The sequence below is a fragment of the Desulfitobacterium sp. LBE genome (genome assembly GCF_007830365.1).
Classification (GTDB): Bacteria; Bacillota; Desulfitobacteriia; order Desulfitobacteriales; family Desulfitobacteriaceae; genus Desulfitobacterium; species Desulfitobacterium hafniense.
This window is the reverse complement of record NZ_VLKD01000001.1, coordinates 3,041,720-3,052,433: the sequence shown is the minus strand read 5'-3', so window position 1 is coordinate 3,052,433 and position 10,714 is coordinate 3,041,720. Positions and strand designations below refer to the sequence as shown.

The following is a 10,714-nucleotide window of genomic DNA, read 5'->3' as shown; positions in this document are numbered from 1 at the left end:
TGTGATTTAACGGTTTTGGGAGAAATATGTAGTTTCTTCGCAAATACCGCTGATCCTTGAGGAGGAAAGCATATTAATGCTTGATGAAGCCTTGAAAAAATCCAAAAACAGGACTGTGGGAGTCAAGCAAACTCTGCGGGCCCTGGAAAAAGAGAGTTTAATCTGTGTCTATGTGGCTAAGGATGCGGAAAGCCATGTGCTTCGCCCCATCCTTGAACAGTGCCGGAACAAAGGGATTCAAGTTCAGGAAGTTCAGACGATGCTTGAGCTGGGCAAAGCCTGCGGGATTGAAGTAGGCGCTGCTGTAGCGGCCCTGTTATCCGAATAGACAGGAAGCTCCGAAATGTGTTAGTTTTGGGGATTGCTTGCTTTATGCTGAAGCAAGCAATTCCTTTGATATGTTCTTTCTTGGGAAGGAGGTGTAGTTATGCCGACGATTAATCAATTGATTCGCAATGGCCGCTCGAAGATTGCAAAGAAATCAACAGCTCCAGCTATGCAATGGGGCTATAACTCTTTACAACGCAAGCAATTCGCCTCTGGGGGATCACCTCAAAAGCGTGGGGTTTGCACCAGGGTTTACACGACAACTCCAAAGAAGCCGAACTCTGCTCTCCGTAAAGTTGCCCGTGTGCGTTTAACCAATACGATTGAAGTATCATCATACATCCCAGGCATCGGGCACAACCTGCAGGAGCACAGTGTTGTTCTTGTCCGCGGTGGCCGTGTTAAAGACCTTCCGGGTGTTCGTTACCACATCGTTCGTGGAGCCCTTGATACTCAAGGTGTTCAGAAACGGATGCAAGCTCGTTCCAAGTACGGTGCCAAACGTCCTAAGAAAGGGAAGTAAGCCGTAGGCAACGAGGGGAATACGAATTGCGCTGTAAAGGAGGGAAATGATTTGCCACGTAAAGGTTATATTGCTAAACGTGAGATTCTGCCGGATCCGATTTATAAGAACCGGGTGCTGACCAAATTTATCAACCAAATTATGTTGGATGGTAAAAAGGGCACTGCAGAATCCATTTGCTATAATGCATTTGAGCTCATTCAAGAGAAGACCGGTAAAGATCCGATTGAAGTGTTCGAAACCGCTCTCAAGAATGTGATGCCTGTATTGGAAGTAAAAGCACGCCGTGTCGGTGGTGCCAACTACCAAGTACCCATCGAAGTTCGCGCCGATCGCCGTCAAACCTTGGGCTTGCGCTGGCTTGTAGGCTATGCCCGCAAACGCAGTGAAAAGACCATGGAAGAGAGGATCGCAGGTGAACTGATGGATGCAGCCAACAACACCGGCGGCTCTATTAAGAAAAAAGAAGACACTCATAAAATGGCCGAAGCCAATAAGGCTTTTGCGCATTACCGTTGGTAGGATGATCAAAGCGTATGCTTAAAATCATCCACAATGGGGAATGACTACGGCAGAAAGGGGGATTATCAGTGGCAAGGCAATTTCCATTAGAGAAAACGCGGAATATCGGGATTATGGCCCATATTGATGCGGGTAAAACGACCACGACCGAGCGTATTTTGTTCTACACCGGGCGTGTTCATAAGATCGGGGAAGTTCACGATGGAGCAGCAACCATGGACTGGATGGTTCAGGAGCAGGAGCGTGGGATTACCATCACTTCTGCAGCGACGACAGCCCAATGGAAAGGCCATCGTATTAACATCATTGATACACCAGGGCACGTGGACTTTACCGTCGAGGTAGAGCGCAGCTTACGTGTACTCGACGGCGCTGTAGCAGTATTCTGTTCAGTTGGCGGTGTTGAGCCTCAATCTGAAACAGTATGGCGGCAGGCGGACAAGTACGGTGTACCCCGTATCGCCTATATTAACAAAATGGATCGTATGGGTGCAGATTTCTTCCGGGGAGTATCTATGATTGCTGACCGGTTAGGTGCAAACCCTGTACCGATCCAAATTCCGATTGGCGCAGAGGATCAATTCAAAGGAATTATTGACCTCGTAACCATGAAGGCTATGATCTATACGGACGATTTAGGCACCACCAGCGACGTTGCCGATATCCCCGGAGACTTAGTCGACCAAGCCAATGAATATCGTGAGAAGCTTCTGGAAGCAGTTGCCGATACAGATGAAGAGCTCATGATGAAATATCTCGAAGGTGAAGAACTGACCGAAGAAGAGATTCGTAACGGAATCCGTAAAGGAACAATTGGGCTGAAGTTTATCCCAGTGGTCTGTGGCTCTTCGTTCAAGAATAAAGGGGTGCAACCACTACTTGATGCGGTTGTAGAGTATATGCCAGCCCCAACTGATGTACCGAATATTAAAGGGGTGCATCCGGAGACCGGTGAAGCTGATGAACGCCATTCCAGCGACAAAGATCCGTTCTCTGCCTTGGCCTTTAAGATCATGGCTGACCCTTACGTGGGTAAATTGGCATTTTTCCGGGTATACTCGGGAGTCCTGGGTTCGGGATCCTATGTTTACAACTCAACCAAAGGCAAACGGGAGAGAATCGGCCGGATTCTCCAAATGCATGCCAACCACCGGGAAGAGATTCCCGAGGTCTATGCAGGAGATATCGCCGCAGCTGTGGGCTTAAAAGATACCACCACCGGGGATACCCTCTGTGATGACAAAGCCCCCATCATTCTCGAATCCATGCAATTCCCTGATCCTGTCATCAACGTGGCCATTGAGCCCAAGACGAAACAGGACCAGGAGAAGATGGGCACCGCTCTGGCTCGTTTGGCTGAGGAAGATCCCACCTTTAAAATGCATACCGACCAGGATAGCGGGCAAACCATCATCGAAGGAATGGGTGAGCTTCACCTGGAAATCATCGTTGACCGTTTGCAGCGTGAATTTAAAGTCGAGTGCAATGTGGGACGTCCTCAGGTTGCTTACAAAGAAACCATCCGCCGTGCTGTTAAATCTGAGGGTAAGTTCGTTCGTCAATCCGGTGGACGTGGACAATACGGACACTGCTGGATCGAGATTGAACCTCTGGAACAGGGCAGTGGTTTCGAGTTCGTCAACAAAATCGTGGGCGGCGTGATTCCCAGGGAATATATCGCTCCCATCGGTCAGGGGATCGAAGAAGCCATGCAAAATGGTATCCAGGCAGGCTATCCTGTGATGGATATCCGGGCTACAGTCTATGACGGTTCTTACCATGATGTAGACTCTTCCGAAATGGCCTTTAAGATCGCCGGCTCTATGGCCTTCAAGGCTGGTGCGGCGAAAGCTGATCCTGCTATCATCGAGCCCGTTATGAAGGTAGAGGTTACTGTACCTGAGGAGTATATGGGTGAGGTTATTGGCGATATGAACTCCCGTCGGGGACGGATTGAGGGCATGGAAGCCACAGGAACAGCACAAATCGTTCGCGGGTTTGTCCCGCTTTCCGAAATGTTTGGCTATGCCACCGACCTTCGTTCCAAGACCCAAGGGCGCGGTGTCTATGTCATGATGTTTGACCACTACGAGGAAGTGCCCAAGAATATCGCTGAAGGCATTGTTGCTAAACGCGCCGGCGCTTAATCTTAAGTCCATGGTTTACGGTGCGGGGTTCGAAGTTCAGGGATCTCCTTGTCAGCGGACCTCGCTCAAATAAAAGGAAACTTCTATTGCTTACTTTATTATTTAGAGGGAGTGAAAATTTAAAATGGCAAAGCAAAAATTCGAACGTACTAAACCCCACGTTAACGTTGGAACCATCGGTCACGTTGACCATGGTAAAACCACCTCTACTGCTGCTATCACCTTAGTTCTTTCCAAAGCCGGCGGCGCAGTAGCCCAAGCATTCGACCAAATCGACAAGGCTCCGGAAGAAAGAGAGCGTGGAATCACCATCTCCACTTCTCACGTTGAGTATGAAACCGCTAACCGCCACTATGCTCACGTTGACTGCCCAGGCCACGCCGACTATGTTAAAAACATGATCACCGGTGCTGCCCAAATGGATGGAGCTATCCTGGTTGTATCCGCTGCTGACGGCCCGATGCCCCAAACCCGTGAGCACATCCTCCTTGCCCGTCAAGTAGGTGTTCCTTACATCGTGGTTTGGCTGAACAAAGCCGACATGGTAGATGATCCGGAACTCATGGAACTGGTTGAAATGGAAATTCGTGAACTCCTCTCCGAGTACGAATTCCCTGGCGATGATATTCCCATCATTCCCGGTTCCGGCCTGAAAGCTCTCCAATGCGGTTGCGGATCCCGTGATTGTGAATGGTGCGGCAAGATCTGGAATCTGATGGATGCTGTTGACTCCTATATTCCAACTCCAGAGCGTGCTACCGACAAGCCGTTCCTTATGCCTGTGGAGGACGTATTCACCATTACCGGTCGTGGTACCGTTGCTACCGGTCGTGTCGAGCGCGGTGTGATTAAAGTCGGTGACGAGATTGAAATCGTTGGTTTGACAGAAGCTCCCCGCAAAACCGTTTGCACCGGCGTGGAAATGTTCCGCAAGCTCCTTGACCAAGCTCAAGCAGGGGACAACATCGGAGCTCTTCTCCGCGGTGTGGATCGTAAAGATATCGAACGCGGTCAAGTACTTGCTAAAACCGGTTCTATTAAACCTCACACCAAATTTACCGGCGAAGTTTTCGTACTGAGCAAAGAAGAAGGCGGACGTCATACCCCATTCTTCAACAACTACCGCCCTCAATTCTACTTCCGTACAACCGACGTTACCGGTGTTGTAACCCTTCCTGAAGGAACGGAAATGGTTATGCCCGGAGACCGTGTTACCATCACTTGCGAAATTATCTCCCCTATCGCTATGGAAGAAGGACTTCGTTTCGCTATCCGTGAAGGTGGCCGTACTGTTGGAGCCGGCGTTGTTGTCAGCATCATCGAATAGTAGGCTTTAGTCCTTGGTATTATGCAGGCATAGACTTAGAGTCTATTGATAAAGGATGCCACAGATTCACTGTGGCATCCTGCCTCGTTTCCACTGCTGGGATGCTGTGGAAACATCTCTCGGGTCTCTGGTGCAGAAGGTTGCTGATGAAAGTGTCTCCGCTGCTCATCAGGGAATTTCTGGACCCAGTACATCCGTTAAACGGAATTATTAGGAGGGTTTTTTTAATGAGCAGTCAAAAAATTCGTATCCGCCTGAAAGCGTTTGATCACAAAACATTAGATCAATCGGCAGAGAAAATTGTTGAAACAGCCAAGAGAACAGGTGCCCGTGTCAGTGGACCGATTCCCCTTCCCACTGAAAAAAGCATTTATACCATTCTTCGTTCTCCTCACGTTAACAAGGATTCTCGCGAGCAATTCGAAATGCGGACTCATAAACGCCTGATCGATATCCTGGAGCCAACTTCCAAAACGGTAGATGCTCTGATGCGTTTAGATCTTCCCGCTGGCGTTGATATCGAAATCAAACTCTAATTTGGCGAATCATAAAACCTGAGCAACAAACGCTGGTTTTAATCGCATGTCTGAAAGATTAAAGATTCAGACAGACGAAAAAACTAGCGTTCATTTGGGGTTTATGATATAATATTTTTGTTTGTGGCGCGAAACACCCGGCACTGTGGATTGGGGAACCGGGTCAACTCGCTTCAAAATATCAATTCAAATTTGGAACGCTCTCGTGCTCCGGCCATAGAGCCGGCGCACTTCAAAGTGTTCAGGAGGTGGCAATCGTGTCGAAAGGAATTTTGGGTAAAAAAGTGGGTATGACCCAGGTTTTCACGGAAGAAGGACATCTTATTCCCGTGACTGTGGTCGAAGCAGGTCCTTGCTATGTCATCCAAAAGAAAACAAAAGCAACGGATGGTTACAATGCGATCCAGGTTGGCTTTGGTGCTTTACGGGAAAGACTGGCGAACAAGCCGCAAAAAGGACATGTTGCAAAAGCTTCTGTGAAGCCGATGCGCTACATTCGTGAGTTCCGCGTGGAGGATGTGGAGGCTTACGAAATCGGGCAAGTTATCACGGCTGAACTGTTTGCTGCAGGTGATGCAGTGGATGTGGTCGGGATCTCCAAGGGTAAAGGCTTTGCCGGGATGATTAAACGTCATGGCGCCAGCCGCGGACCTATGAAGCATGGTTCCAAGTATCATCGCCGTACCGGTTCCCTCGGCGCGAAAGGCCCGGCTCGTGTATTTAAGGGCCGCAACCTGCCAGGGCGTATGGGTGGCGAGCGGGTTACCGTTCAAAACCTGAAGGTCGTTCGGGTGGATGCGGATAAGAATATGATTCTTGTTAAAGGCGCTGTACCCGGCGCGAAAAAGTCATTGCTCATTCTGAAGCCTTCCGTTAAGGCGAAGTAACTTGTAAGAAAGGAGGAATAAGCAATGCCAAAGGTTCAAGTAGTTAATATGCAAGGTTCTCCCGTTGGAGAGCTGGAGCTGGATGAATATGTATTCGGTATTGAACCCAATACTCATGTCATGCATCAGGCAGTGGTAGGACAACTGGCCAGCCAAAGACGTGGTACTCACTCCACTTTACTCCGTGGAGAAGTTCGCGGAGGCGGCCGCAAACCCTGGCGTCAAAAAGGCACCGGCCGGGCTCGTGCAGGCAGCATTCGTTCCCCTCTATGGAGAGGCGGCGCTGTGCTTTTCGGACCCAAGCCCCGCAAATATGGCTTCAGCCTGCCTAAGAAGGTTCGCCGCCTGGCTTTGCGTTCAGCCCTTTCTTCCAAGGTAAACGAACAAAAGCTGATCGTATTGGAAGATTTGAGCTTGAACGAAGCAAAAACCCGGGAAATGGTTAAAGTTCTGCAGGCCCTGAATGTCAGCAAAAAGGCTTTAATCGTTACAGATGAATTTATGGAAACGATTGAACGTTCTGCCCGCAATATTGCAGGAATCAAAACCACTGCAGTAGAAGGCATGAATATTTACGATCTTCTCAATTCTGATGTCATCGTCATGACCAAAGCAGCGGTAACGAAAACGGAGGAGGTGTTAGCGTAATGCGCGATGCTCGTGATGTACTCAAACGTCCAGTGATTTCCGAGAAGTCTGTTGGACTTATTGAGGAAAACAAGTACTCCTTCTGGGTGGACACAGCTGCCAACAAGATTGAGATCAAAGCGGCTGTGGAAAAGATGTTTAAAGTTAAAGTCGTTGATGTTCGTACTATCAACGTCGATGGTAAAAAGAAACGTGTCGGAAAACACGTAGGTAGAACAGCAGACCGTAAAAAGGCGATTGTTACGCTTAAAGCTGGAGATCGCATTGAAGGCTTTGCTGGCCTGTAAGCTTGATGCAAAGGAGGGAAACCCATGCCAGTTAAAGGATTTAAACCGTATTCTCCTGGTCGTCGTCAAATGACAGTGTCGACTTTTGAAGAAATTACGAAAACAACACCGGAGCGTTCTTTGCTCGCACCGTTAAAAAGCAAAGCCGGCCGCAACAATCAAGGTAAACTGACTGTGCGTCACCAAGGCGGCGGACATAAACGGAAATATCGTTTGATTGACTTCAAACGCAATAAGGATAGTGTGCCGGCGAAAGTCGCTTCTATCGAATATGACCCTAACCGTTCCGCGAATATTGCCCTGCTCCACTACTTGGATGGTCATAAAGCTTATATTCTGGCTCCTAACGGCCTGCAAGTGGGACAAATGGTCGTATCCGGACCGGATGCCGACATTAAAGTAGGGAATGCTCTGCCGATTAAAAACATTCCCGTGGGTACCCTGCTCCATAATATTGAAATGAAGCCTGGCAAAGGGGCTCAACTGGTCCGCTCGGCGGGTGGTTCTGCTCAGCTCATGGCTAAAGAAGGAAAGTATGCAACCTTGAGACTTCCTTCCGGTGAAATGCGCATGGTTCATATCGACTGCCGGGCCACCATTGGCCAAGTCGGCAATCTGGAACATGAAAACATCAACATCGGTAAAGCAGGTCGTTCACGCTGGTTAGGCATCCGCCCCACAGTTCGTGGTGCGGTTATGAACCCCAACGATCACCCACACGGCGGTGGTGAAGGCCGCAACCCAATCGGCCGTAACCCTGTCACACCTTGGGGTAAACCTGCCCTTGGAGCGAAGACCCGTAAGAAGAAACATCCTTCTAACCGCTTCATCGTGAAACGACGTGGCAAGAAGTAATCGAAAGGAGGCCAATTAAATGAGTCGATCTCTGAAAAAAGGGCCTTATGTAGAAGGACGCTTGCTCGCACGTGTGGAAAAAATGAATGCCGCCAATGAGAAGCGCGTCCTGAAGACCTGGTCCAGAAGTTCAACAATATTCCCGCAAATGGTGGGACACACCATTGCGGTTCATGAGGGCCGGAAACACATTCCCATCTATATTACCGAAGATATGGTAGGGCACAAACTCGGAGAGTTTGCTCCTACACGCACCTACAAAGGGCATGCTGGCAGTGAAAAGTCCAGCGGCCTGCGCTAAAAGGAGGAGTAAAAGAAATGCAACAAGCAAAAGCAATTGCAAGATACGTGCGGATCTCTCCTCGTAAGGTGCGCCAAGTCGTCGATCTCATTCGCGGCAAGAATGTCAGCGACGCTCTCGCGATTCTTCAATTCACCCCTAAAGGGGCTACAGAGCCTGTAACCAAAGTTCTTCAATCGGCAGTAGCCAATGCAGAACACAACTACGAGATGGATACAGACGCTTTGATTGTTAAAGAAATCTACGTGGATGAAGGACCGACCTTGAAGCGCATTAAACCTCGAGCCATGGGACGTGCGGATCAGATCCGGAAGCGGACCAGTCACATTACCGTGGTTGTGGTTGAAAAGAAGGAGGGTTAAAACGTGGGTCAAAAAGTAAATCCTAAAGGCCTCCGGGTCGGAATTATCCGTGACTGGGAAGGCCGTTGGTTTGCAGATAAAAACTACCTGGAACTCCTTCATGAAGATTTGAAGGTTCGCAAATTTGTGAAGACCAAATTACAGCAAGCAGGTGTTCCTAAGGTTGAGATTGAACGGGCAGCCAACCGGGTTAAAGTTTCGATTCATGCGGCTAAGCCGGGAATCGTCATCGGCCGGGGCGGCACTGAAGTAGAGAATCTCCGCAAGCAATTGGAAGCGATGACAGGCAAACAAGTCGCCGTCAACATCGTGGAAGTTAAAAAGCCTGAGCTTGATGCACAGCTGGTTGCTGAGAGTGTCGCTCAACAATTGGAAAAACGTGTATCTTTCCGCCGGGCTATGAAACAAACCGTACAACGCACCATGCGTCAAGGCGGTCAGGGAATTAAGATTTCCTGCAGCGGCCGTTTGGGCGGTGCGGAAATTGCGCGGACCGAGTGGTACAGTGAAGGGAAAGTTCCCCTCCATACCCTTCGTGCCGACATTGATTATGGATTTGCTGAAGCAAATACCACCTATGGAAAGATTGGCGTAAAAGTCTGGATATATAAAGGAGAGGTTCTTCCCGCCAAGAAGGTCGCTCAGGTGGAAGGAGGAAAATAAATGCTAGTCCCAACCAGAGTAAAGCACCGGAAACAACATCGTGGCCGGATGCATGGAAAAGCAACTCGCGGTAACACGATTACCTTCGGCGAGTATGGATTAGTGGCTTTGGAGCCAGCATGGATTACCAATCGCCAAATTGAAGCAGCCCGTATTGCGATGACTCGTTACATCAAACGGGGCGGTAAAGTTTGGATTAAGATTTTCCCGGATAAGCCGATTACGGCGAAACCGGCTGAAACCCGTATGGGTAGCGGTAAAGGTTCCCCGGAGTATTGGGTAGCCGTCGTCAAACCCGGTCGTGTGATGTTTGAATTGGCTGGCGTGCCTGAAGAGATTGCTAAAGAAGCACTTCGCCTTGCTATGCATAAACTTCCGGTTAAGTGTAAGATTGTACGCCGCGAGGAATTAGAAGGAGGTGACGCAAATGAAAACTAAAGATTTCCGTGATATGACCGATGAAGAGCTCCTCAAGGAGATTGATGGATACAAAACGGAATTGTTCAATTTGCGTTTCCAACTGGCCACCGGACAACTGGACAATCCTGCCAGAATCCGGGAAGTCAGGAAAGGGATTGCCCGTGGCAAGACCATTCTCCGTGAGCGCGAACTAAAAATTAACCGTGCTTAAGGTTGGAAAGGAGACTTTTTAACATGGAAAGAACCCAACGCAAAGTCAGAATGGGCAAAGTCGTAAGCGACAAGATGGATAAAACGGTCGTTGTTGCCGTCGAGATGAAAGTCCGCCATCCCCTTTACCATAGAACCATTACTCAAACCAAGAAATTTAAGGCTCATGATGAAAACAACGAAGCCAAGACCGGCGATACCGTTGTCATCATGGAGACTCGTCCTCTCAGCAAGGACAAACGCTGGCGCCTCATAGAGATCACAGAAAGAGCTGTGGCTCTCTAAGACTGAACTTTTAATGCGGAAGGAGGGTCAACAGATGATCCAAGTTCAAACTCGCCTCAGAGTCGGAGACAATTCTGGAGCTAAAGAACTGATGTGCATCAAGGTGCTTGGCGGTTCAATGCGCCGCTATGCATCCATTGGAGATATAATCGTCGCTTCTGTTAAAGAAGCAACACCTGGCGGCGTTGTCAAAAAGGGAGATGTCGTCAAAGCGGTTGTTGTGCGCACCAAGAAAGAAATCAAGCGTAAAGACGGCACTTATATCCGTTTCAGCGAAAATGCTGCCGTTGTAATTAAAGATGATAGAAGCCCGCGGGGAACTCGTATTTTCGGACCCGTTGCCCGGGAATTGCGTGATAAGGATTTTATGAAAATCATCTCTCTCGCACCGGAAGTAATCTAAGACCCCATACC

17 protein-coding genes are annotated in these 10,714 nt (G+C 49.0%); all 17 read left to right on the top strand.

What is annotated here, in order from left to right; translation table 11 throughout:
* Positions 1-76: 76 nt before the first annotated feature.
* The 17 genes from DESLBE_RS14495 (at position 77) to rplN (ending at position 10,703) form a co-directional block, all read left to right on the top strand.
* On the top strand, positions 77-328 hold the full coding sequence (locus DESLBE_RS14495; RefSeq protein WP_144677417.1) for a ribosomal L7Ae/L30e/S12e/Gadd45 family protein: 252 nt from the start codon (positions 77-79) through the stop codon (positions 326-328).
* Positions 329-427: 99 nt separating this feature from the next.
* Positions 428-850 carry a 30S ribosomal protein S12 gene (gene rpsL / locus DESLBE_RS14490; protein WP_011459097.1) on the top strand — a complete coding sequence of 141 codons (423 nt, stop codon included), beginning with the start codon at positions 428-430 and terminating at the stop codon, positions 848-850.
* 51 nt (positions 851-901) lie between these two features.
* Complete coding sequence (gene rpsG / locus DESLBE_RS14485) at positions 902-1,372, top strand: 30S ribosomal protein S7 (RefSeq protein ID WP_005810168.1); 471 nt, start codon at positions 902-904, stop codon at positions 1,370-1,372.
* A 68-nt stretch (positions 1,373-1,440) separates the two neighbouring features.
* Entirely contained in the window at positions 1,441-3,519 is a 2,079-nt protein-coding gene (fusA, locus tag DESLBE_RS14480) for an elongation factor G (protein ID WP_015942752.1), read from the top strand.
* Positions 3,520-3,643: 124 nt separating this feature from the next.
* Positions 3,644-4,846, top strand: a complete 1,203-nt coding sequence (gene tuf, locus DESLBE_RS14475; protein WP_005810165.1) for an elongation factor Tu — start codon at positions 3,644-3,646, stop codon at positions 4,844-4,846.
* A gap of 227 nt (positions 4,847-5,073) precedes the next feature.
* Positions 5,074-5,382 (top strand): 30S ribosomal protein S10, encoded by a 309-nt coding sequence (gene rpsJ, locus DESLBE_RS14470; protein ID WP_005810163.1) that lies wholly within the window; start codon positions 5,074-5,076, stop codon positions 5,380-5,382.
* Positions 5,383-5,639: 257 nt separating this feature from the next.
* A complete protein-coding gene (rplC, locus tag DESLBE_RS14465; RefSeq protein WP_144677416.1) occupies positions 5,640-6,269 on the top strand; it encodes a 50S ribosomal protein L3 in 630 nt (209 codons plus the stop codon).
* A gap of 24 nt (positions 6,270-6,293) precedes the next feature.
* Positions 6,294-6,917: a 50S ribosomal protein L4 gene (gene rplD, locus DESLBE_RS14460; RefSeq protein WP_005810159.1), complete on the top strand. Its 624-nt coding sequence runs from the start codon at positions 6,294-6,296 to the stop codon at positions 6,915-6,917.
* Positions 6,917-7,204 (top strand): 50S ribosomal protein L23, encoded by a 288-nt coding sequence (locus tag DESLBE_RS14455; RefSeq protein ID WP_005810158.1) that lies wholly within the window; start codon positions 6,917-6,919, stop codon positions 7,202-7,204. Before rplD ends, DESLBE_RS14455 begins: the two co-directional genes overlap by 1 nt.
* A gap of 24 nt (positions 7,205-7,228) precedes the next feature.
* Positions 7,229-8,059: a 50S ribosomal protein L2 gene (gene rplB, locus DESLBE_RS14450; protein ID WP_011459099.1), complete on the top strand. Its 831-nt coding sequence runs from the start codon at positions 7,229-7,231 to the stop codon at positions 8,057-8,059.
* Positions 8,060-8,078: 19 nt separating this feature from the next.
* Positions 8,079-8,360 (top strand): 30S ribosomal protein S19, encoded by a 282-nt coding sequence (rpsS, locus tag DESLBE_RS14445; RefSeq protein WP_005810155.1) that lies wholly within the window; start codon positions 8,079-8,081, stop codon positions 8,358-8,360.
* Between the two features lie 17 nt (positions 8,361-8,377).
* Positions 8,378-8,722, top strand: coding sequence for a 50S ribosomal protein L22 (gene rplV, locus DESLBE_RS14440; protein ID WP_005810154.1), 345 nt, complete (start codon positions 8,378-8,380; stop codon positions 8,720-8,722).
* Between the two features lie 3 nt (positions 8,723-8,725).
* Complete coding sequence (gene rpsC / locus DESLBE_RS14435; protein ID WP_005810152.1) at positions 8,726-9,385, top strand: 30S ribosomal protein S3; 660 nt, start codon at positions 8,726-8,728, stop codon at positions 9,383-9,385.
* Positions 9,386-9,823 (top strand): 50S ribosomal protein L16, encoded by a 438-nt coding sequence (rplP, locus tag DESLBE_RS14430; protein WP_005810150.1) that lies wholly within the window; start codon positions 9,386-9,388, stop codon positions 9,821-9,823. It abuts the gene before it with no gap.
* Positions 9,813-10,016: a 50S ribosomal protein L29 gene (gene rpmC / locus DESLBE_RS14425; protein ID WP_072771051.1), complete on the top strand. Its 204-nt coding sequence runs from the start codon at positions 9,813-9,815 to the stop codon at positions 10,014-10,016. Before rplP ends, rpmC begins: the two co-directional genes overlap by 11 nt.
* A gap of 23 nt (positions 10,017-10,039) precedes the next feature.
* Positions 10,040-10,300 carry a 30S ribosomal protein S17 gene (rpsQ, locus tag DESLBE_RS14420; RefSeq protein WP_011459100.1) on the top strand — a complete coding sequence of 87 codons (261 nt, stop codon included), beginning with the start codon at positions 10,040-10,042 and terminating at the stop codon, positions 10,298-10,300.
* 34 nt (positions 10,301-10,334) lie between these two features.
* The gene (rplN, locus tag DESLBE_RS14415) at positions 10,335-10,703 is read left to right on the top strand and encodes a 50S ribosomal protein L14 (protein ID WP_011459101.1); all 369 of its coding nucleotides are present in this window, start codon (positions 10,335-10,337) and stop codon (positions 10,701-10,703) included.
* Positions 10,704-10,714: the final 11 nt, after the last annotated feature.